Below are 22,516 nucleotides of genomic sequence, written 5' to 3' on the forward strand. Positions count from 1 at the left end.
TTACTGTGCGATTGTGGGGCGCAGACCGGGAAGGACTGGCAGCGCCTGTAACAGTTTTTGCGTCCACGGGTGCTGCGGTGCGGTAAAGACCTGGCGCAGTTCGCCGCTCTCCACCACCTGACCGTTTTGCATTACCAGTACGCGGTCGGCGAGATGCTGGATCACGCCAAGATCGTGCGAGATAAACAGCAGCGCAGTGCCGTGCGCGGCCTGCATATCGGCCAGCAGATCGAGCACCTGCGCCTGCACCGAGACGTCGAGTGCGCTGACCGGCTCATCGGCCACCAGCAGCGCCGGATTGGGTGCAAAGGCGCGGGCGATAGCGACGCGCTGGCGCTGACCGCCTGAGAGTTGCTGCGGGTAGCGGTTAAGGAAGCGGTCGCCGAGCTGCACCTCGTCCAGCAGCTGGCGTACCCGCTGGCGACGTGCGTCGCCGTAAATACCGACGCAGTCCAGGCTTTCACCAATGATTTTTTCCACCGTGTAGCGCGGATCAAAAGAGCTGTACGGGTCCTGGGCGATCAGCTGTAAACGCGCCCGTCGTTCGCGGCGTGCTTTCTCCGGGAGGCGATCCCAGCGGCTCCCCTCCAGCAGCAGCGTACCGCTGTCCGGCTCGCTGATGCCCATCACCAGTTTGACCAGCGAGGTTTTGCCGGAGCCGGACTCCCCCACCACGCCGAGAGTTTCCCCGGCGTGCAGGGTAAAGTTGATGTTATTCAGCNACCAGTTTGACCAGCGAGGTTTTGCCGGAGCCGGACTCCCCCACCACGCCGAGAGTTTCCCCGGCGTGCAGGGTAAAGTTGATGTTATTCAGCACCTGCCGCTCACCGTAAGCCTTATGCAGCCCGATCGCCTCCAGCAGCGGCGCCCCGCCAGGCTGGGGTCGCGTCGGCAGAGGCACCGGTTCGGCTGAACTGAGGCGCAGACCGCGCGTGGCGGGTGTCGGCACCGCACGCAGCAGCCGCTGCGTCCAGGCATGCTGCGGCTGGCTGAGCAGCGGCCCGCAGTGGCCCTGCTCCACTACTTCGCCATCGCGCATCACCAGCACGCGATCCGCCAGCGCCGAGACCACCGCCAGATCGTGACTGATCAGCAGCAGCGCCTGGCCGTCGCGCCGTCGCTGCGCCAGCAGCTGGAGGATTTGCCGCTGTACCGTCATATCCAGCGCCGTGGTCGGCTCATCGGCGATCAGCAGCGCCGGACTGCCCGCCAGGGCGGTGGCAATCAGCGCGCGCTGGCGCTGGCCGCCGGAAAGCTGATGGGGGTAGCGATCGAGGCGGCTTTCGGCATCGTCAATGCCCGCCGCCTGGAGCAGCGCCACGCTTTTCTCCCGCAGCGGGGCGCCCGGCCGGTAGCCGGAGGCGGTTAGCGCATCGGCCAGCTGCTGCCCAATGCGCCGCAGCGGATCGAGCGAGACCAGCGCATCCTGTAGCACATAGCCGATGCGACGCCCGCGCAGCGCCTGCCAGTCGCGACGGCTGGCCTGCAACATGTCGCACCCGTCGATAACAAAGCGATCGGCACTGAAGGTGGCCCCCTCCGGCAGCAGCCCCAGCAGGCTGCGCGCCGTAAGGGTTTTGCCGGAGCCGGACTCGCCAACCAGCGCCACGGATTCGCCCGGCCACACCTGTAGACTGAGGTTTTTTACCACCTGCTGAGGGCCAAAGCGGATGGATAGGTTGCGAATATCAATTACCGGCTGACTCATTGCGACCTCCCGGCAAAGCGCGTCTGCCAGTAGCGGCCCAGCGTGCTCACCGCCACTACCGTCAGGGTGATAAACACCCCCGGCCAGGCGGCGATCCACCAGGCGTTGCGCAGGTAGTTACGCCCTTCCGCCAGCATCAGCCCCCATTCGGCGGTAGGCGGCTGCGGCCCCATGCCGAGAAAGCTCAGCCCGGCGGTGCCGATAATCACGGTGCCCAGCCCGAGCGTCGCCAGCGCCGGAACCTGCGCCATCGCGTGGGGCAGAATATGCCGCACCGTTAGCCGGAAGCGCGACAGGCCAAAGGTGCGGGCCTGTTCAACGTAGCCGGAGGTCATCACGCTGCGCGTCTGCACCCGCACCACGCGGGCAAAGCGCGGCACCGACGCCACGCCCAGCGCAATAATCAGGTTAGCGGTGCCGGGACCGGTAAAGGCGATCAGCATCAGCGCCAGCAGCAGGTCGGGAAACGCCGAGATAACGTCTACCGCGCGGCTCAGCAGCTCATCGACCACGCCGCGCGCCAGCGCCGCGCTCAGACCCAGCAGCGTGCCGAAGATCACCGCCAGCGCCATCGCCGCCACGCTTATCAGCAGCGAGTAGCGGCTGCCATAGATAATCCGCGTCAGCAGGTCGCGCCCCAGCTGATCGGTCCCCAGCCAGTGCTGCGCCGAAGGGGGTAGCTGGGCGTTAACCGGATCGGCCAGTAGCGGATCGCCGTGCGTCAGCCACTCAGGCGCCACCACGGCCAGCGCGACCAGCAGCAGAAACAGGCTGGCGCTCCAGACGGAGGCGGGCAGCGTCGGGGAGAAACGTGCGGAGAGAGCTTTCATCATCGGCTCTCCTCCCTCAGGCGTGGGTCGAGCCACAGCGCCAGAATATCCACCAGCGTGCTCATCACCACGTAGATCAGCGCCGAAAGGATCGCTACCGCCAGCACCACCGGCAGATCCTTCGCCAGCACCGCATCCACCGTCAGCTTGCCCAGACCCGGACGGCCAAACACCTGCTCGGTGATCACCGCCCCGCTCAGCAGACCGCCCACCAGCCAGCCGGTCAGGGTGACGACCGGCAGTGCGGCGTGGCGCAGAGCGTGACGCAGGCGAATCGTGGTTTCGCCCACGCCCCACGCGCGCAGCGTCAGGGTAAAGGGTGCCGCCAGCGCGCTTTCCAGCTCGCGCCGCAGCACCTGTGCCAGCACCGCGCCCTGGGCCAGCCCAAGCGACAGCGCGGGCAGCACCAGCGAAGAGAGATGCCGGTCGCCCGCCACCGGGAACCAGCGCAGGCTAAAGCTGAAGATAAACAGCAGCACGATGCCCAGCCAGAACGACGGCGTGGAAGCCAGCAACAGCTCCAGCCCGCCTGCCACGCGGCGACCCCAGCGGCGGTTTGCCGTCGCGACTGCCATTACCACGGCGAAGAGGATGCTGACCAGCAGCGCCGCCGCGGCCAGCTTCAGCGTCGGCCACAGCTGAGTGGTCAGCAGCTGGCTTACTTCGGTATTCAGGACGTAAGAGCGGCCAAAATCGCCGTGCACCGCGCGCCACAGATAGTGCAGATACTGCCACGCCAGCGGCTCATTCAGCCCCCATTCACTGCGGATAGCCGCCTCAATGGCCGGCGTGCGCGCCTGTTCACCAATCAGCAGGCTGACCGTATCGCCCGGTGCCAGATGGATGCCAAGAAACGCCAGCGTCACCGCCGCCCACAGCACCAGCACGCCGCCGGAGAGACGCCCGGCGATACGACGCACCAGCAGGCTGCGCCACAGCGCGGGACGCGGCGCGCGCGGCGGATGGGTTAAGATGCTCTCAAGACTCATGCTCGCCTCTCCCGGTTAGTGTTCGCTCAGCCAGATGTCGTAGCTATTTTCCGGCATCTGCTTAAAGCTGCGGAAACCGACGCCGTGGACATAGCTGGCCGCCGCAATCTGATCTTCCGGCTCATAGAGCGGCACCGCCAGCGCCTGCTTAATGAGTGCGTATTGCTGAAGATCGCTGTAGTTCTGCCGCTGCTGCGCCGCATCGAGCGTCGCCGCCGCGCGGTCCAGCCAGCCATTAATCTCCGGGCTGTTGACGCGGCTGTAGTTGATTGCCCCGCCCGCATTGACCGGGCGATAGTGATTTTCAATATCAATGCCGTCGGTATCGGTGTTCGAGTTGGCTATCGAGCCAAATTTTCCGCTGTTGCGTACCTCAACGTAGGTGCCTGCGTCGACGTAGCGCAGCTTAAGCTCCACGCCAAGACGCTGCCGCGCCTGAGCCTGAAGCGCCTGGAGCAGCACGTCGCGCTGATCGCGCACCGTCGCCTGGGCCTGGATCACCTCGATGCTCAGCCGCTGACCGTTTTTGCTGCGAAACCCCTGGCTGTCGCGCGTGGTCCAGCCTGCCTCATCCAGCAGGGAGTTAGCGAGCGCGGGCTGGTTGCCATATTTGCCCTCCAGATCCTTGTTATAGAGCGGATCAACGGGTGAGGTGATGCCCCAGGCGCGGGTGCGCTCGCCGCGATAGACCGATTTCAGGATCGGATCGATATCCAGTCCCTGTAGCAGCGCCTGGCGCACTTTCAGCTCGCGGGTCGGGCCGTAGTCGACGTTCAGGAACAGCGAGTAAGGGGTTCCGGTGTTAAGCGCATGCTGATAGGTAAAGTCGGCGTTGTCCTTAAATTCCCCGGCATCGTTGCCGGATATCCCTTCTATCACGTCGACCTGTCCCGAAAGCAGCGCGCCGGTGCGCACCGAAGACTCCGGCAGAAAGCGATAGGTCACGCTGTCGAGATAGGCTGGTCCCTGATGCTGTGCAGTGGCCGGTGCCCAGTGATAGTTCGGGTTGCGCACGAAGGTTGCCTGCTGGCCTTTCTCATAGCTTTCGAGGATAAATGGCCCGGTGCCGGCAATCTCCGTACCTCCCGACCTGAGCTGCGATGAATGCCAGCTGGCGGGGGCCAGGATCGGTAATTTCGCGGCGAAGGCGAGGAACGGGGCAAAGCCCTGTTTCAGCGTAATGGTCACGCTGTGGTCATCCGGCGTGTCGATGCGGGCAATGCGCACACCCATCGCGCACAGGCTGCTGCCGGCACAGTATTGTGCATCCTGCAAATGGCGGAAATTTTCAGCTACCGCGCCGGCGGTCAGCTTCTCGCCGTTGGAAAAGGTGACGTCGGGGCGCAGGGTGAAGGTGAAGCTTTTGCCGTCCGGCGAGGCCTGATAGCCCTGTGCCAGCCAGGGAACGTAGCTGCCGTCCGGGCGGCGCGCCAGCAGCGATTCCCAGACGTTGCGCAGCACCACTTCCGCCTTCGACTGGCCGTTAAGCTGCGGGTTAAACGGAACGGGCTCGGTCTCGACGCCCCAGGTCAGGCTGCCGCCACGGTGAGGCTGTGCGGCGGCAAGGGCAGAGACACTGCCCAGCAGGCAGGTAAAACTCAGCGCAAGGGCGAGCGAATTCACTTTCATATTATTCCCGGTCGTTGCAGGTGTTATTTTTAAGGCCCTGAATCAGGCAGGCTGTATAATTTCAGCGACCTCTGGGGGCGCAATGGCGATAAACTCTTTTTTCAGAAAAACCAGTTCCTCGCCTAATTTATTGGTGCGATAACAGAAAGGCTGGTAGCCACGACGTAAATAAAGTTCGCTAAGCCAGGGATGCTTAATGGCCGTGGCTAAATAGACGCCCGGAGCTTTTAGCGTCTCCTGCAATAAACGGCGTTCGGCCCAGTCAATTATTTTTCGGCCATAGCCCTGACCTTTATAATCCGGGTCGACGGCAAACCAGTGAATAAACGGCAGTGCCGCAGGCGCGCTGGCGTCCTGCGCCCAGGGCAGGCGCACGGTTACGGTGGCGACCGCGCGCTGCCATTTGCGCAATACCAGCACCGTCTCCTGCTCGATGGTGGCGCGTACCTCGGCCACCGTCCCCTGCGTAATGGTGAAATGGATATTCTCACGCAGGAGTGATGCATAGGCGCGTTGTAATAAAGCGAATATTTCTTCCGCGTCGTCGGGTTTTGCCACCTGAACAGATTGACTCATAGCTGCCGCTTCCTTAATTCATCACCGCTAAATTATTAGAATTCGGCGAAATGAATGTAAACCGACAATAATGACAATCGTTTTGTTGAATATGGGAATAAACGCCTGACCGGGACCGGTCAGGCGGCATCTACCCCGCTGGCTGCGACGGCGCGCAATAATGCCCTGGCGATATTATCGACCAGACGGTCATTTCGCCGGGTCAGCATTTGCGCAACGCTGACCGTTTTCGCTGCCTGATACAGGCGTCCGCTGCCGATCGCCGCCTCAAACTGATTGGCGAGGCGATGCACAGCATCCAGATCGCAGTCGACCAGCAGTACCGCATGCGCCAGCACCACGTGGCGGCGCGGCTCTCCGACCGGCTGGCCAGGGATCGCCTGCCAGTACTGGGCGGTACCGGCGATTTTTCGCGCCTGCTCACCCTCGCCACAGGCAAGGTTAAAGCGTCCGTCGCAGAAGGAGCCTTCTACGGCCTGAAAATGGGTTGCCACGCCTGAATCGGCCAGCGCCCCACTGAGCACGCCGCACAGTTGGTGATAAACGCCCTCTGCCGCTTCGCCCAGGGTGCGATCCGTGGACCAGGCCAGGCTGAGGTTGAGGATCCCCGGTCCCTGGGGCACCAGCCCGCCGCCCGATTTGCGCATAAATACCGGGCAGCCCGCCGCCGCAAATTGCTCACGTACCGGGGCCAGCGAGGCATAGCGTTTGTAGCTGGCGGGCACCACCAGCGACTGTGGCCCCTGCCAGACCTGTGCCACCGGCTGGCCCGCAGCGGCGGGTTGAAACAGCCCGGCTTCCGCCAGCGTCGGATCGGCATAAAACCCTAACTGCGGGGGCCGCAGCGAAAACTGGCCGCCCTGAGCGGCGGCCATGACATCATTTTCCATTCCGTTCCTTATCCGGCCCCGATATGCTGCTGGAGCAGCCGGTTAACCTGCTGAGATTTTTCCATCTGTGGCATATGCCCTGCGGCGCTGAGGATCTCGACCTGACTGCCGGAAGGCGCATGCTGCGCGTCACCGGCAGGGATAATTGCATCCTCCTCCCCCCAGATAACCAGCAGCGGTGGCGAGCGGCCATCCAGCTCGCGCCCGGGCAGAGCAGACTGCTGACCCGCGGCAAACAGGCCCTGATGAAGCGCGTTCAGGCTCTCCGTCACGCCGTCCAGCCGCTTATATTTAAGCAAATCATCCAGCATCTGGCGACTCACCAGGCTGCGATCGGCGAAAAGCAGTTCAATCACCGGTTTCAGCTCACGCCGCGACTCCGCATCAATAAAGCCCTGAGTGTAAGCCTGATTAATCTGCGGCCCAAACCCGGCGCTGCCGATCAGCGACAGCGTACGCACGCGCTGGGGCGCATCCAGCGCCAGCCGGGCAGCAATGGCCCCGCCCAGCGAATGCCCCACCAGATGCGCGGCGGGCAGCGCCAGCGCATCCATAAACGCCGCAATAAAATCTGCCAGCTCGTCCAGTCCACTGCCCGCCAGCCGGGTTTGCGACTGGCCGTGCGCGGGCAGATCCAGCGCGATAACCGTCGAGGCGGGAAAGGCATCCAGATTAAACAGCCAGTTATCCAGATCGCCGCCAAAGCCGTGGATAAACAGCACCACCTCCTCGCCCTCTCCCTTGCGCTGGTAGCGTATCCGCAGGCCGTTGACCTCAACAAACTGGTCGGCGGAAACCGCCTCGTCCTCATCCTCCTCCCCCACCGGCAACACCCAGGCCTGAATAAACTGGTCAATTTCCTGCTCGCTAACGCTGTCGGCGGCCAGGACGCCGAGCAGCGCTTTCACCGGCAGCACATCCCCCTCTTCCGCCACCCTGCGCCGCAGCACGCCGCCGTCTGTCGCCTCCACCGCGTTGGCGATTTTATCGGTTTCCACATTCAGCACCGGCATGCCCGGCACGATAGTCGCTCCCTCTGCTACCAGCCATTCATTGACCGTACCTTCACGCATTGACAGCCCCCATTTGGGCATCACTACCGGAATGATCCTGGCTTCGCTCATCACTGTTTCCCCCTGTAGCTGATGGTACGTTTTACCGCCTCAATAATGCGGGCGGCGCTGGGAATATACTGGTCCTCCAGCGTCGGCGAGAACGGCACCGGGGTGTGCGGCGCGCAGACCATTTCGATCGGGGCTTTTAAGGCCGCAAACGCATGCTGCGCGACCTGCGCGGCAATGTCGGTGGCGATGTTGCAGCGCGGATGCGCCTCATCGACCACCACCAGGCGTCCGGTGTTCTCCACGGTTTCCAGTACCGTGTCGAGATCGAGCGGCGAAAGTGAACGCAGATCGACCACCTCCACGTCAATGCCCTGTTTTGCCAGCTGCTGTGCGGCATCCAGCGCGCGGTGCACCATCAGGCCGTAGGTGACAATGGAAACATCGCGGCCATCGCGTACGATGCTGGCCTCGCCAAAGGGGATGGCGTAAGGGCTTTCCGGCACCTCCCCCTCCAGACCATAGAGGTTTTTATGCTCGCAGAAGATCACCGGATCGTTGTCGCGGATCGCCTGAATCAGCATGCCTTTGGTGTCGTACGGCGTGCTCGGGCAGACCACTTTCAGACCGGGAATATGCGTAAATATCGGGGTGAGCATCTGTGAATGCTGCGCGGCGGCGCGAAAGCCTGCACCGACCATCGCCCGGATCACCACCGGCGTTTCCGCCTTGCCCCCGAACATATAGCGAAACTTTGCCGCCTGGTTGAAAATCTGATCGAAGCAGACCCCCATAAAGTCGATAAACATCAGTTCAGCAATCGGTCGCATGCCACAGGCCGCTGCGCCAATCGCTGCGCCCACGTAGGCCGACTCCGACAGCGGCGTGTCGAGCAGGCGGTCGCCGTGTTTGGCATACAGCCCTTTGGTGACGCCGAGTACCCCTCCCCAGGCATCTTTTTCCCCCTCCGCGCCCATACCGCCCACAATGTCCNCGCCGTGTTTGGCATACAGCCCTTTGGTGACGCCGAGTACCCCTCCCCAGGCATCTTTTTCCCCCTCCGCGCCCATACCGCCCACAATGTCCTCGCCCAGCATGATGACGCTGGGGTCGCGGGTCATCTCCTGATCGATCGCTTCGTTGATCGCCATTTTCATGCTTAATTTTCTCGCCATCATCGTTCCCCTCAGTAGCTGACATAAACATCGGATAGCAGTTCGGCTGCGGCCGGTTCCGGCGCGGCTTTTGCCGCGGCGACCGCCTGCTCGATCAGCGCCGCGACCTCCCGATCGACGTCGTTAAGCGCCGCCGCGCTGAGAACGCCGCGCCGTTCCACCTGCGAACGAAACAGCGTCAGGCAGTCCTGATTTTCGCGGACAGACGCCAGCTCATCCGCCGCACGGTAGGTCTGAGCGTCGCCCTCGAAATGGCCGTAGAAGCGCACCATTTTGCACTCCAGCAGCGCGGGGCCGCCGCCTTCCCGCGCCCGGCGGATCAGTTCGCCCGCCGTTTCATACACCGCAAAGAAGTCGGTGCCGTCCACGGTGACGCCGGGCAGGCCGAAACCGGCCGCGCGGTCAATGTAGCTGTCCACCGCCGTGCCGTAGCTGCGCGAAGTGGCCTCGGCGTAGCCGTTATTTTCAATGACAAAAATGACCGGCAGGTTCCACACCGCCGCCAGATTGAGACTCTCCAGAAAGGTGCCCTGGTTGGCGGCACCATCGCCAGCGAAGGTGATCCCCACCTCCCCCCGGCCGCGAAATTTAGCCGCCAGCGCCGCGCCGCAGATCAGCGGTGCACCCGCCCCGAGAATGCCGTTTGCCCCCATCATGCCTTTGCTCAGATCGGCAATATGCATGGAGCCGCCCTTGCCCTTGCAGGCCCCGCCGCTTTTGCCGTAGATCTCTTTCATCATCGCGACAACATCCACCCCTTTGGCGATGCAGTGCCCGTGGCCCCGGTGAGTACTGGCGATACGATCGCCGTCGTTCAGGTGCGAGATAATGCCTACCGCCGTGGCCTCCTCTCCGGCATACAGATGAACAAAGCCGGGGATATCGCCACGGGAAAAGTCCACGTGCAGGCGCTCCTCAAAATCACGGATGGTGCGCATCCGACGGTAAACGCTCAGGAGCTGGTCACCACTGAGCAGGCTGCTGGTATTGCTCGCGTCTCTGTTGTTCATCGTTGTCTCCAGATCGGTCAGGGTAAAGAGGGTGCAGGGCCAAACCCTGCACGCAGTAATCCGGCCGCGGCGGCGAAATGCAGGCAGGCGTTGATATCAAGGGAGCGAAATGCCCGTTCGCGCAGGGCGATCGTAAGGTGGTGCTGCGGGCCGAAGGTCAGCTCGCGCTCGCCGTCCACGGCGAGGGTGCCCTCACGGAGCAGGGGGCGCTGAGGCTGCGCCACATTCAGGCGCTGCCAGCTGCGGATCGCCACGCGATCGACGATGCCGGGCGCAACGGGTGCCAGCAGCTCTCCGCCGCCGGGCCCAAAGGTGATCTGCAGGCCGCCCGCTTCCCGTCGCCCAACCGGCTGTAACAGGCCACCGATAGCCGACAGCCCCACCGTGTGCGGTTCGGCAAAGCTAAGGAACAGCTGTGACAGGCCGCCGCTGCCCCACACCGATCGCGCGCCAATAAACCGTTCGTCAGTGATGGCGGCGTCCACCAGGGCAATATCGCGCTGTGTGGCACCCTGGCCATCGCTCAGGGTGATATCCAGCCACTTATTCCACACCAGCGCCTGCGCGGCAGGAATGCGTCCGCTGGCGTACAGCCCAAGCGCCAGGCCCAGCACCGTCGGCTCGCGCAGCTCCGGCCAGGCGTTGTTGGTGCCGGTAGAAAGCCCGACAATCGGCACGCTGCCGCAGTGTCGCGCCACGGCCCGCAGCGTGCCGTCGCCCCCCAGCACCACAATCGCCGCCGCGCCTGTTTCGCACATCATTGCGGCGGCCTGGAAGCTGTCGTGCACCGTGGCGCTGACCGCCATCGGCAGCCAGCTAAGCTGCGGCAGCCGCCGGTCAGGCCGCTGCGCCTGCTCACGCAGCAGCAGCGCGCGCAGCCCTTCGCGATCCGGCATCATGCGCACTTCCCGGATGCCGCAGCCTGCCAGCGCGACCATCATACGCAGCAGCAGATTGACCCGCTCGGCCAGCGGCAGCGAGCCTGCATGACCGGTAACGCGGCGAATATCGCGGGCGGATACCGGGTTGGCAATGATGCCGACCCAGGGGGCGGAAGGGGCTGTATCTGGCGCGGTCATCGGCTTTCCTCCGGGGTTATCTGTCAGAGACAACGCAAAGGATGTGCCAATACTGTAAATTACATGTTAAATATATGTTTATCAGAAGGTTATCGACCGGGCATCACCAGGGGGCCAGCGAGAAGTGTTACAGGTGTCACCGGGTACAGGCTGTCACAGCGGGACAGGTGTCACCCCAGGGACTGATACAGCCTGCGATGACAATGTGCTGAACGGGTGTTAACCGCGGGACTGATACAGCCTGCGATGACAATGTGCTGAACGGGTGTTACCGCGGGACTGATACAGCCTGCGGTTACAATGTGCTGAACGGGTGTTAATCCAGGGATTAATGCAGAGCGTCGTTACGATTGGGAGAGCGGATGCCAAAACGCTGCATACGACGATAGAGCGTCATCCGGCTGATGCCCATCTGGCGGGCAACGGCGCTGAGGTTCCAGCGCGCGGCGCGCAGATACTGCATCAGCAGCTGTTTCTCAGGCAGCGGGGCGGGAGCGATATCGGGCGGTAGTGGATAAGGCGGATGCCGTAAGGCCATCTCATGACTCGCTATCGACGGGGCATTCGCTCCGCGATTGAGGAGGCTTTCCGGCAGATCATGGACTTCAATACGTTCGCCATCGCAGATCGCCGTGGCGTAATCAAGCGCGTTGCTCAGTTCACGCAGGTTGCCGGGCCAGCGGTGCTGACGCAGACATTCCCGGGCCGCCGCACTGAGCTGCACCTTCCCGCCGAGCATTTTGTCGATCAGCCAGTCAAGATCGCTGCGCTGGCGCAGCGGCGGAAGGGAGATAAGCGCGCCCTGCAGGCGATAGTAGAGATCGGCACGAAAGCGCCCCTCTTCGACCCGCTTCTCCAGCGCGTGATGCGAAGCGGATAATACCCGGATATCCACCGCCACCGGCTGTGAGGCACCCACGGACAGCACTTCCCGTTCGGCCAGCACCCGCAGCAGCCGCGTTTGCATCTCCAGCGGCATATCGCCAATCTCATCGAGAAACAGGGTACCGCCGTCGGCCTCGCGGATCAGCCCGCGCCGCGCCTTACTGCCCGCCCCGGTAAAGCTGCCGGGCAGGTGGCCGAAAAGCTCGCTTTCGATCAGCGCCGCCGGGATGGCCGCGCAGTTGACCGCAATAAACGGCCTGTCGCGGCGGTCGCTGGCCTGGTGATACGCCCGGGCAAACACCTCTTTACCGCAGCCGGTTTCGCCGTGCACCACCAGATTCAGCGGCGCCGCGAGCAGCCGAGCCGCGCGCTGTAGCTGCTGCTCCAGCAACATATCGCCCCCGCTCAGCGCTGCCAGCGGGGCAGGCAGCCGTGCTGGCGCGGTAATCACCTGTCGTGCAGGTCGTCGCGCAGGCTGCTGTGCCATGACATAGAGCCGTTCACCGCTGTTAATCCTCTCCAGCGTGCCCTGCTGACCCCTGGCGCTGGCCAGCCAGTCCGGGAGGCAGTCAAGGGTGGTATTAAACAGCTGCTCAATCGGCATGCCCAGTAGCGTACTGCGGGCGTGAGGCGATGGCGCCGCGATCCCCAGCTCTTTTTCCAACATGCGCTGGGCGCGATGATTATGACCGGCCACCCGACCGCTGGCGTCAAAGGCGATCAGGAAATCCGGGCTGACCTCGACAAAGGGTGAGGCCGGGCTGAGTTGTAACACCCAGTCTGAGCGGTGTCGATGCCCGAACCAGGCGTTCTCTATCTGATGAGCGTAGAGTTTGGCGATCTGCAACGCCAGCTGCTGGCTCGCTTTTGGCTGCGGCGAGCTAAGCGCGGAGATATCCAGGATGGCGTTGAGCTGCCCCTGCGGATCGAACAGCGGCACCGCGCTACAGGTCAGAGGAATATGCGTGGCGTCGAAGTGATCGGCCTGATGCACGGTTAGCGCCTTGCCGGTTGCCAGCGCGGTGCCGACTGCGCAGGTGCCCGCCCAGGCCTCTGACCAGTGCGCCCCGAGGTACAGCCCGGCGCGGCGCAGGCCGTCCTCCGCCGCGGAATCGCCAAGGTAATCAACCGTGACGCCCCGGGCATCGTTCAGCAACACCACATACCCGGCCCCGGCGATTTGCTTATAGAGCACGCTCAGCCCGTGATGCGCAATACGCCGAAACTCGTCGAGATCGTCACGGTGCTCGCGCAGCTCATGCCACGGCAGAATGCGGACATCCTGCATCCGGCTCGGGTCAAGGCCGTGTGACTCGACGCAGCGCTGCCAGGACTCCCGGATGGTAGGATCCTGCTGAAAACCGCCCCGCCGCAGGGCGGTATTGCTGAGGCTGTCTACGACGGTGGCAATATGGTCGCGCTGGCTCTGATTCACGCTGGACTCTCCTGCGGGGCTTACGGGTATGCCGGACATTCACGGCAGGCAACAGAAAAAGCGGCATAAACAGCCCCTGTCTTTATGCAGAGTAATAAGCGAGTCGGGTTTTACAAGGGACAGGAGGGGATTCTGTGATCGCCTGCAAAGCGTGGCGTGTTAGCTAAGCAGCTGCATCAGCCCGGCGATCATCGGCTGCATCTCTTCGGGCGTCGCGCCCGTTTTCCCTAGCACCCGCATTCCCTGCTGGAGCGTGAGCAGCAGCTTAGCGATAACGGCCGCCTCCAATCCGGTGTGCAGCGAACCGTCGCGCTGCGCTTCCGCCGCCAGTTCGCAGAGCTGTGCTTCACGTTTGCGATGCTGGGCCGCAATGCGCCCGGCGATCTCTTCATCGGCCACGGCCAGCTCCGCGGCGGTTTCAACCACCATGCAGCCCGTCCGGCCCGCCGGCCCGGTACTGTCCCGGGAGTAGTGCTGCAACAGCGCCTCGATTTTGTTACGGCCGCTGCTTTGCTCCGCCAGGCAGGTGCGGATTGCCTCCGCCCGCAGCAGCATATAGCGGTCCAGCGCCGCCAGAAACAGCCCGCGCTTGTCGCCCCAGGCCTTATAGATGCTGCCGGACGTCAGCCCCAGCGCGCCATTGAGATCCGAGATGGACGAGCCATGGTAGCCATATTCGCTAAAGCGAATGATGGCTTTATCCAGTACCGCGTCCCCGTCAAATTCACGGGGACGGCCAGGGCGAAGAGTCAGTGCGGTTTTCGTATTCATGCGAATCATTATAGAGAACGCTCGTTTCCGAAGGAACAGGTTCCGGCTAAGTAATACGTCGGCAACACCATCCCATCAACGTTGGGATAGTCTGCCAGCCGCTCTGCGGTGAAATGGGATGGACCCGTTCCCCCTTCAGGCCGCATTAATCAATGACGATATTCATGCGGGCGGCCAGGCGCAGGAGGATCTCAAGCGTCTTTCGGTCATGAATAACAGCCCGGGTTTCCACTATCGCCAGCGCGCCGTGTTGAATGCGATCGCCAAAGAACACCCAGGCATTGCCCTGATGCTGGCGTGATGGCCACTCCAGCCCCTGAATATCCGCATGCTGCTGATAAATGTGTTCAGCCCACTCCCGGGTAAAGGCATATTCATCGGCCTCACAGTGGATCAGCTTCTTACCGGCGCGCATTTTCACCACCGAGGTGTGATCAATACGGGCCACGACCAGATCCTGCTGGAGGATCAGCTCGCTGTGGCTTTTATCGATCAGGTTTTTCTGCGCAAAGACGATCTTGCTTTGTGAGACGTCGACATCATGAAAGAGGACTTCACAGATGGCGACCGCGGTGCTTTCGCCGGCGTAGAGGGTGGGGATAACGCGCTGCGTAACGCTGTTGCCGATTGGGCTGAAACGCGCATCGCCGTTGAGCGTATTATTGAAGCCGTTTCCCTGATAGAGGGAAGGATGGAGCCGAAACAGATGCATCCCTGCATCAAGGGTTTTCCTTTCAATCTCCAGGTTGCCATGGGGTTTGGGAAAGGGTGTGGGCAGACCCTTTTTAGCCATGCTGGATGCCATCCTTAGCCGCCAGGGCTGCACGTATAACCTGACCTTTGTCGCGGGTTAGCAGATCCCTGGGCTCCTGCCCGCCCAGCCAGCTGTTACCGCTGCTGAACCAGTATGCCAGCGACCAGCCACTTTTCTCATCGCCAAAAATATCCAGTATCTCTTTTACCACCGGCAGCGGCTGATAGGCATCGTCAAGACAGTACCGGGGATACAGGTTTTTCCCCCGCCACGAGATAGCAAAGATTTTGTTTCGACGCTTCCAGGTATTCGGTCCGGCGCTGCGGTTTTTGTTTTCAAACCCCACGGCATCAGAAAGCTGGCTGGCATCCAGCCACTCTGTTTCCGCGACGATCTGGTTTCTCAGGTTCTCCTTACGCTGGTTATTCTCAGCGCGGTACTCCTCAAACCCGGCAAAAATATCAAAGGCGGCGTCTTGCTTCGCGTCAGGGGTCGCCTTGACCTCCNAGCGAGGCCAGGAAGGCGTTAGTTTTATCTTCAACACCCTTTTCATCCGGCAGTTGCGCGTCAGGCTTACGCCCGGAACGGTTCCTTACCGGGATAACCAGGTACTGCACGTCAGTATCGGTTTCAAGCATCCGCATGGCGCGTGCATCCACCAGTACGGGCCACTGATAGCGCACGGTCGGCGCGACCCTCTTCTCTTTCGCTGGCATAACCCACTCCTGATAGCCTGATGATGTTGTGTATATTGAGTATATAGCATACTTTTTAAACATCAAGCGAGGCGTGTAGAGGGTAAGCCAGGAATGGGTGAGCCGTTCAGCGCTACGCTTTCCCCCGGCACCAGTAGACTATAACACAGGCAGGATCGCGGTTGAGGTGGTGTTCATTAAGCAGGCAGCGGCGGATGGCGTACTGTCTGAAATTCCCTCTCTGAGCCGGTATCCGTCAGGCGTTTCTGTCTGTTATCAGCTAACATACTGTAAAGCCACCAATTAAGAGCGGGACAAAACCATGACTCAGCCTGTTGCTCCACAGGGCCTTAGCGTTCACGAGGCGCTGGATAAACTCGATTCACTCTATGAACAGGCGGTAACCGCGCTGCGCGAGGCGATTGTTGACTACGTCAGCAGCGGCACGCTGCCGGATGAGGCGCAGCGTGCCAGCGGACTGTTTGTCTACCCCGAACTGCGCGTCAGCTGGCACGGCGACGGCCCCGGACACCGACTGTCGCGCGCCTTTGGCCGCTTTACCCAGCCAGGCCGCTATACCACCACCGTCACCCGTCCGGCGCTGTTTCGTCACTATCTGACCGAACAGCTGGAAATGCTGGCCAGCGAATACCCGATCACGCTTGACGTTCGCCCCTCACAGCAGGAGATCCCCTACCCCTATGTGATTGATGGCTCCAGTATGACGCTGGATCGATCCATGAGCGCCGGGCTGGCCAGACACTTCCCGAATACCGAGCTGGCACAGATCGGTGATGAAAATGCCGATGGCCTCTATCAGCCCGGCGAACAGTTTCCGCTGTCGCATTTCGATGCGCTGCGCACCGACTTTTCACTGGCCCGGCTGCGCCACTATACCGGTACGCCGGTAGAGCACTTCCAGCCGTGGGTGCTGTTTACCAACTACACGCGCTACGTGGACGAATTTGTGCGCTGGAGCTGCGAGCAGATTGCCGACCCGAACTCTCCCTATGAGGCGCTCTCCTGCGCGGGTACGGTTTACCTGACCGCCGACACGCCGAACCCCCAGGAGACGCTCTCCGGCCTTGCCTGGAAGAATCATCAGATGCCCGCCTGGCACCTGATTGCGAAGGAGGGTAAAGGAATTACGCTGATCAATATTGGCGTTGGCCCGTCTAACGCCAAGACCATCTGCGACCATCTGGCGGTGCTGCGCCCGCATGCCTGGCTGATGATCGGCCACTGCGGTGGGCTGCGCGAGAGCCAGAGCATGGGCGATTACGTGCTGGCACACGCCTACCTGCGCGATGACCACGTTCTTGATGCAGTGCTGCCGCCGGATATCCCGATCCCAAGCATTGCTGAAGTGCAGCGCGCGCTGTACGACGCTACCCGGCACGTCAGCGGCAGGCCGGGCGAAGAGGTTAAGCAGCGGCTGCGCACCGGCACGGTAGTGACCACCGACGACCGCAACTGGGAGCTGCGCTATGCGGCTTCGGCGCGGCGCTTTAACCTTAGCCGCGCGGTGGCAGTGGATATGGAGAGCGCAACGATCGCCGCCCAGGGCTATCGCTTCCGCGTGCCTTACGGCACGCTGCTTTGCGTCTCCGATAAGCCAATTCACGGCGAGATCAAACTGCCGGGCCAGGCGAATCGCTTCTATGAGGGCGCCATCTCAGAGCACTTACAGATCGGTATCTACGCTATCGATCTGCTGCGCGCCGAGGGTGACAAGCTGCACTCCCGCAAGCTGCGCACCTTTAACGAACCGCCCTTCCGCTAACGGCGCTCAGGGCGGCTGGCTGCCGACCTGATGATCGCGGTGCCGACCCGACTTTACGTCGGGCGGCGTCACCTATACTCCTCCAAGGTAGGCGCTGCGCACCGCCGGATCCATCAGCAGCGCCTGACCGCTGCCGCTTAGCTGGATCTGGCCGTTAACCATCACGTAGCCACGATCGGAGAGCTTCAGCGCGTGGCTGGCGTTCTGTTCCACCAGAAACAGCGTCATGCCTTCGCGGGTGAGATCGCGCAGTATCTGGAAAATCTGCTTTACCACAATCGGTGCCAGCCCCAGGCTCGGCTCATCCAGAAGCAGCAGTTTGGGTCGGCTCATCAGCGCGCGGGCTATCGCCAGCATCTGCTGTTCGCCGCCGGAGAGCGTCATCGCCCGCTGGGCGCGCCGCTCCTCCAGCCGGGGAAACAGCCCATACATTCGGGCCTTGTCGGCGTTCTGGTAGCGGCTACCAATCGGGATAGTACCCATCAGCAGGTTCTCCTCTACCGTCATATCCGGGAATATCCGCCGCCCTTCCGGCGCCTGGGCAATACCGTTACTGGCGATAAAGTGGGTCGATTTGCGGCTGATATCTTCACCGCGATAGAGGATCTGACCGCCAGCAATCCGCGGCTGACCAAAGATCGACATCAGCAGCGTGGATTTTCCGGCCCCGTTCGCCCCAATCAGCGCTACCGTTTCCCCTTCGTTTACCGTCAGGGAAACGGCGTTCAGCGCCTGAATCTGGCCATAAAACACATCCACCTGGCGGAATTCGAGCAGCGTCTGACTCATGGATTGAGATCCTCTTCATCGGCACCCAGATAGGCGGCAATGACCCGCGTATCAGCCTGGATTTCACGCGGCGCGCCGCTGGCAATCACCTCGCCGTGGTCAAGCACAATCACCCGATCGGAGATCGTCATCACCATCCCCATATCATGCTCAATCAGCAGTACCGTTACGCCATGCTGCTGGCGCAAAAAGCGCACGATACGAGCAAGCGCCTCGGTTTCAATCGGATTCAGCCCGGCGGCGGGTTCATCAAGACAGATAATCTCTGGCCCGGTACACATGGCGCGCGCGATCTCCAGCCTGCGCTGCTGCCCATAAGAGAGGGTGCCCGCCAGCCGATTTGCGCAATCCTCCAGCCCCACCACCTCCAGCCAGTAAAATGCCCGATCCAGCGCCTGGCTTTCCGCCTGACGATAGCCGGGGGTATTGAAGATACCGGCGATCAAATTGCGATTGGCCTGCATATGCTGCGCAACCAGCAGGTTTTCAATCACCGTCATCTCGCGAAACAGGCGGATATTCTGGAAGGTTCGCGCCAGGCCAGCGCGATTAACCAGATGCGCACCGCCAAACATTTTGTACCAGATGCGCGACCCCAGCCGCGCCGGATTAATCAGGTCGGCCGGACGGATTTTCTGACCCAGAACCTGAACCACATCGGTCAGTTTTGCCTGCGCGTTCAGCCGAATTGAACCCCCGGAAGCGCGGTAAAAACCGGTCAGGCAGTTAAATACCGTGGTCTTTCCGGCCCCGTTCGGGCCAATCAGGGCGGTTATCGACCCCCGCTCCACCTCAAGGCTGACGTCGTTTAGCGCTTTGATCCCGCCAAAGTGCATCTTCAGGTGCGACACCTGCAAAATCGCATTGCTCATGGTGCCTCCCCTTTGCGCACGGCTACGCCCGCCCGGCTGGTGCGCACCAGCCCGCGTGGTCGCCAGATCATCATCAGCACCATCAGGATGCCAAACAGCAGCACGCGATACTCAGCAAAGCTGCGCAGCAGCTCCGGTGCCACGGTCAGCACGAAGGCCGCCAGCACCACGCCGAGCGTTGATCCCATTCCGCCCAACACCACAATGGCGAGGATCAGCGCCGACTCAAAAAAGGTAAAGGAGGTCGGGTTAACAAACCCCTGATAGCTGGCAAAAAATACTCCGGCAATACCGGCGGTAGAGGCACCGATCATAAAGGCCGACAGCTTAACCAGTACGTGATTCAGCCCCAGCGACCGACAGGCAATTTCATCCTCCCGCAGCGCTTCCCAGGCACGACCAATCGGCATGCGCGTCAGCCGGTGCTTAATAAACAACACCAGCAGCACCACCAGAATCAGCACCGTGTAGAGGAAGATAAACTTCAGGTTAGGGTTAAACGCAATATGCAGAAATTCATGGATCGGCGTACCGCCCTCCTTCGCCCGTCGGCCAAACTCCAGCCCGAAAAGCGTCGGGGCGGGAACGGAGACGCCGTTTGGTCCGCCGGTGAAACTTACCCAGTTGGTCAGCACCAGACGGATAATTTCACCAAATCCCAGGGTGACAATTGCCAGATAATCTCCGTGCATGCGCAGTACCGGGAACCCAAGCAGCGCGCCCGCCAGCGCCGCCATTAAAGCCCCCAGCGGCAGCATTGACCAGAACCCCAGCCCCAGATACTGGTAGCCCAGCGCCAGCCCGTAGGCCCCGATGGCATAAAAGGCCACGTAACCCAGGTCAAGCAACCCGGCCAGGCCCACCACAATATTCAGGCCCAGGCCCAGCAGCACGTAGATAAGCCCCAGGATCGCCACGGTCAGCAGATACTTTGTGGCAACAAACGGGAACAGCAGCGCCAGTACCAGCAGCAGCGGTAGTGCCCAGCGCAGCGGCGAGCGGTGGCTGGCCGGACGCACGTAGACGCCATCGTTTGTCCCTTCAAAGCGCATAACAAATTTACGTCCCGCCGCGCTTTGCAGCAGCAGGCTGAGCAGCAGCCGACCCGCCATAACGATGGCGACCAGCAGCGCCACGCGTCCCGGTGCAAGGGTGAAGCTGTAGCCTTTCAGGACAATTCCCACGATCGGACCAAATACCACCAGCGCGCAAAGACCGGCCAGCACGGACTCCGTCAGGATCTGCCTGACGGCCAGCCCTGGATGCATTGAAGCGTCAGACATGCTCATCCCCTTACACCTTAGCGACCAGTGGACGGCCCAGCAGCCCCTGAGGGCGGAATATCAGGATCGCCACCAGCAGAGCAAATGAGAACACATCCTTATAATCAGAGTTAACCAGCCCGGCGAACTGCGCTTCCGCCACCCCTAACAGCAGGCCGCCCAGCATAGCCCCCGGCAGCGATCCAATTCCGCCTAGCACCGCAGCGGTGAACGCCTTGATGCCGATAATAAATCCGGCATAAAAATCAAAGGTGCCATAGTTCATGGTGACCAGTACGCCAGCCAGCCCCGCCATCGCCGCACCGATGACAAACACCAGCGAGATAACCCGATCGGTATTTATTCCCAGGATGGCTGCCATACGGCGGTCCTGCTGCGTGGCACGACAGATGCGCCCCAGCCGGGTGTACTGAATTATCCAGGTGAGAACCGCCATGCCGATGATGGCCGCCGCCAGAATAAAGACTTTGGTCCAGGTTATCTGCACCAGACCCTCGCCGACGTGTAGGCGCAGCACGCCGGTGAGCAGCGTCGGGATCCCCTGCTGGTTAGGACCCTGGCTTATCTGCACGTAGTTTTGCAGGATCAGCGACATACCAATGGCTGAAATCAGCGGGGCCAGCCGGGTGGAGTTGCGCAGCGGCCGGTAAGCAATGCGCTCAATCGCCCAGCCATAGACGCTGGTCACAACGATGGTAAACAGCAGCGTCCCGAAGATCAGCAGCGGAAAGGAGTGGATGCCAAAGTAAGAGAGCAGCGCCAGACCGATGGCGCAGAGATAGGCCGAGATCATATAGACCTCGCCGTGAGCGAAGTTAATCATGCCGATAATGCCGTACACCATGGTATAGCCGATGGCGATGAGGCCGTAGACGGCCCCCAGCGTCAGGCCATTGATCAGCTGTTGCAGAAAGAATGCTTCCATTTTAAAGGGTCTCGCCGAAGGCCAGGCCGCGCCGGAAATCTGTTCCAGCGCATCACCTGAAAGGGTGTCATATCCCGCCCTTTACGGGCGGAACGTTGATTGAAGCATTAATACCGCATCGCCTGGCCTGCTCAGAGCGCGTGGTATTTACCCTTGTCATCCCACTGATAGACCACGTAATCAGAGACCTTCAGGTCGCCCTTGCCGTCCCATGACTTTGGCCCCATCACGGTGTTCACGCTGTGGCTTTTCAGCCATTCGCTGGCTTTTTCATTGTCTTTACCGGCGCCGTTGTAGGCCGCCGCGATGGCCTGAATGGATGCATAGGCGTAGAGGGTGTAACCTTCCGGCTCAAAGCCCGAGGCGCGGAATTTATCAATTACCGCTTTACCGCTGGGCAGCGTGCGGGGATCCTTACCGAAGGTCATCAGCACGCCGTTGGTGTACTGCGGGCCGCCCGCTGCCGTGACCAGCTCTTCGGTGACCACGCAGTCGCCGGAGAAGAATTTCGCCTGCACGCCCTGCTCGCGCATCTGCCGTACCAGCGGCCCGGCCTCGGGGTGGCAGCCGCCAAAGTAGACGACGTCCGGCTTCAGGGAGCCGATTTTGGTGACCAGCGCATTAAAGTCCTTCTCGCCACGGGACAGCCCCTCATACAGCACTTCCTTCGTACCGCGCTTTTCCAGTGCGGCCTTCGTCGCATCCGCCAGGCCCTGGCCGTAGGTATCCTTATCGTGGATCACCGCGATTTTCTTCGCTTTCAGCACGTCCAGCATATAGTTTGCGGCAACGTCTCCCTGCTGGTCGTCACGGCCACACATGCGAAACAGCGTTTTCATCCCGCGTTCGGTAATTTGCGGGTTGGTGGAGCCCGGCGTAATGCTTAACACGCCCGCCTCGTCATACACTTCTGAGGCAGGCATGGTGGATGAGGAGCAGAAGTGGCCGACCACGGCAGAGACTTTTGACTGATCGACCAGGCGGTTTGCAACCGCTACCGCCTGCTTGGGTTCACAGGCGTCATCGCCCTGTACCAGTACAATTTTCTCTCCCTTAATACCGCCCGCAGCGTTGATATCCGCCGCCGCCTGCGATGCACCTTTCCAGTACTGCGCACCGTACGTGGCGTTAGGCCCGGTAAAGGGGCCTCCCACGCCAATCACCACATCCGCCTGAGCATAAAACGCCGTGCTCAGGCTGCTTGCCAACAAAACAGAAAGAGACAACCTGTTAAATTTAAAAGACATTGCGATAATCCTCAGCGGTAAAAAACCTTGAGCCACCGGGTGGCATGGGAGAGATCATTGTCATTATTTTCCCCTGCACAGGCATAAGCTGCGCCAGGGACGCTTTTATTAAGCAAAAAACCCGCCAGTC

The 22,516-nt window shown here is 61.5% G+C and carries 18 protein-coding genes and 1 pseudogene; 1 reads left to right on the forward strand and 18 read right to left on the reverse strand.

Annotation, left to right across the window (positions count from 1 at the left end; all coding sequences use genetic code 11):
- The 13 genes and pseudogenes from A1830_RS13995 to A1830_RS14055 form a co-directional block, all read right to left on the reverse strand.
- A pseudogene (locus A1830_RS13995) lies at positions 1–1,708 on the reverse strand (dipeptide ABC transporter ATP-binding protein).
- Positions 1,705–2,538 (reverse strand): ABC transporter permease subunit, encoded by an 834-nt coding sequence (locus tag A1830_RS14000; protein ID WP_067707437.1) that lies wholly within the window; start codon positions 2,536–2,538, stop codon positions 1,705–1,707. The pseudogene A1830_RS13995 and the gene A1830_RS14000 overlap by 4 nt, the downstream one beginning before the upstream one ends.
- A complete protein-coding gene (locus A1830_RS14005; RefSeq protein WP_067707183.1) occupies positions 2,538–3,527 on the reverse strand; it encodes an ABC transporter permease in 990 nt (329 codons plus the stop codon). Before A1830_RS14005 ends, A1830_RS14000 begins: the two co-directional genes overlap by 1 nt.
- 15 nt (positions 3,528–3,542) lie before the next feature.
- Entirely contained in the window at positions 3,543–5,156 is a 1,614-nt protein-coding gene (locus A1830_RS14010; RefSeq protein WP_067707187.1) for an ABC transporter substrate-binding protein, read from the reverse strand.
- A gap of 42 nt (positions 5,157–5,198) precedes the next feature.
- On the reverse strand, positions 5,199–5,732 hold the full coding sequence (locus A1830_RS14015; RefSeq protein ID WP_067707191.1) for a GNAT family N-acetyltransferase: 534 nt from the start codon (positions 5,730–5,732) through the stop codon (positions 5,199–5,201).
- A 119-nt stretch (positions 5,733–5,851) separates the two neighbouring features.
- Entirely contained in the window at positions 5,852–6,622 is a 771-nt protein-coding gene (locus A1830_RS14020; protein ID WP_067707194.1) for a lipoyl protein ligase domain-containing protein, read from the reverse strand.
- Positions 6,623–6,630: 8 nt separating this feature from the next.
- On the reverse strand, positions 6,631–7,746 hold the full coding sequence (locus A1830_RS14025; RefSeq protein ID WP_067707198.1) for an acetoin dehydrogenase dihydrolipoyllysine-residue acetyltransferase subunit: 1,116 nt from the start codon (positions 7,744–7,746) through the stop codon (positions 6,631–6,633).
- Positions 7,746–8,858 (reverse strand): alpha-ketoacid dehydrogenase subunit beta, encoded by a 1,113-nt coding sequence (locus A1830_RS14030; RefSeq protein ID WP_067707441.1) that lies wholly within the window; start codon positions 8,856–8,858, stop codon positions 7,746–7,748. Before A1830_RS14030 ends, A1830_RS14025 begins: the two co-directional genes overlap by 1 nt.
- An 11-nt stretch (positions 8,859–8,869) precedes the next feature.
- Positions 8,870–9,835, reverse strand: a complete 966-nt coding sequence (locus A1830_RS14035) for a thiamine pyrophosphate-dependent dehydrogenase E1 component subunit alpha (protein ID WP_369815712.1) — start codon at positions 9,833–9,835, stop codon at positions 8,870–8,872.
- Between the two features lie 50 nt (positions 9,836–9,885).
- Positions 9,886–10,947 (reverse strand): ATP-NAD kinase family protein, encoded by a 1,062-nt coding sequence (locus A1830_RS14040; RefSeq protein WP_067707205.1) that lies wholly within the window; start codon positions 10,945–10,947, stop codon positions 9,886–9,888.
- Positions 10,948–11,275: 328 nt separating this feature from the next.
- Positions 11,276–13,267: a sigma-54-dependent Fis family transcriptional regulator gene (locus tag A1830_RS14045; protein ID WP_067707210.1), complete on the reverse strand. Its 1,992-nt coding sequence runs from the start codon at positions 13,265–13,267 to the stop codon at positions 11,276–11,278.
- A gap of 159 nt (positions 13,268–13,426) precedes the next feature.
- Complete coding sequence (locus A1830_RS14050; RefSeq protein WP_067707444.1) at positions 13,427–14,038, reverse strand: TetR/AcrR family transcriptional regulator; 612 nt, start codon at positions 14,036–14,038, stop codon at positions 13,427–13,429.
- Between the two features lie 145 nt (positions 14,039–14,183).
- A complete protein-coding gene (locus A1830_RS14055) occupies positions 14,184–14,831 on the reverse strand; it encodes an RES family NAD+ phosphorylase (RefSeq protein WP_067707213.1) in 648 nt (215 codons plus the stop codon).
- Between the two features lie 978 nt (positions 14,832–15,809).
- Between A1830_RS14055 and A1830_RS14070 the strand changes: the two genes are divergently transcribed.
- Entirely contained in the window at positions 15,810–17,270 is a 1,461-nt protein-coding gene (locus tag A1830_RS14070) for an AMP nucleosidase (RefSeq protein WP_067707223.1), read from the forward strand.
- Between the two features lie 72 nt (positions 17,271–17,342).
- Here A1830_RS14070 and A1830_RS14075 read toward each other — a convergent pair whose 3' ends face one another.
- The 5 genes from A1830_RS14075 to A1830_RS14095 all read right to left on the reverse strand — a co-directional run bounded on the left by A1830_RS14075 (position 17,343) and on the right by A1830_RS14095 (position 22,386).
- Positions 17,343–18,059 (reverse strand): ABC transporter ATP-binding protein, encoded by a 717-nt coding sequence (locus A1830_RS14075; protein ID WP_067707227.1) that lies wholly within the window; start codon positions 18,057–18,059, stop codon positions 17,343–17,345.
- Positions 18,056–18,931 (reverse strand): ABC transporter ATP-binding protein, encoded by an 876-nt coding sequence (locus A1830_RS14080; RefSeq protein ID WP_067707230.1) that lies wholly within the window; start codon positions 18,929–18,931, stop codon positions 18,056–18,058. The genes A1830_RS14075 and A1830_RS14080 overlap by 4 nt, the downstream gene beginning before the upstream one ends.
- Positions 18,928–20,214, reverse strand: coding sequence for a high-affinity branched-chain amino acid ABC transporter permease LivM (gene livM / locus A1830_RS14085; RefSeq protein ID WP_067707235.1), 1,287 nt, complete (start codon positions 20,212–20,214; stop codon positions 18,928–18,930). Before livM ends, A1830_RS14080 begins: the two co-directional genes overlap by 4 nt.
- Before the next feature lie 10 nt (positions 20,215–20,224).
- A complete protein-coding gene (locus tag A1830_RS14090) occupies positions 20,225–21,139 on the reverse strand; it encodes an ABC transporter permease subunit (protein WP_067707238.1) in 915 nt (304 codons plus the stop codon).
- A 131-nt stretch (positions 21,140–21,270) separates the two neighbouring features.
- Entirely contained in the window at positions 21,271–22,386 is a 1,116-nt protein-coding gene (locus A1830_RS14095) for a branched-chain amino acid ABC transporter substrate-binding protein (RefSeq protein WP_067707241.1), read from the reverse strand.
- Positions 22,387–22,516: the final 130 nt, after the last annotated feature.

Origin of the sequence: Erwinia sp. ErVv1 (assembly GCF_900068895.1) — a bacterium.
In the GTDB taxonomy this organism is placed as follows: Bacteria; Pseudomonadota; Gammaproteobacteria; order Enterobacterales; family Enterobacteriaceae; genus Erwinia.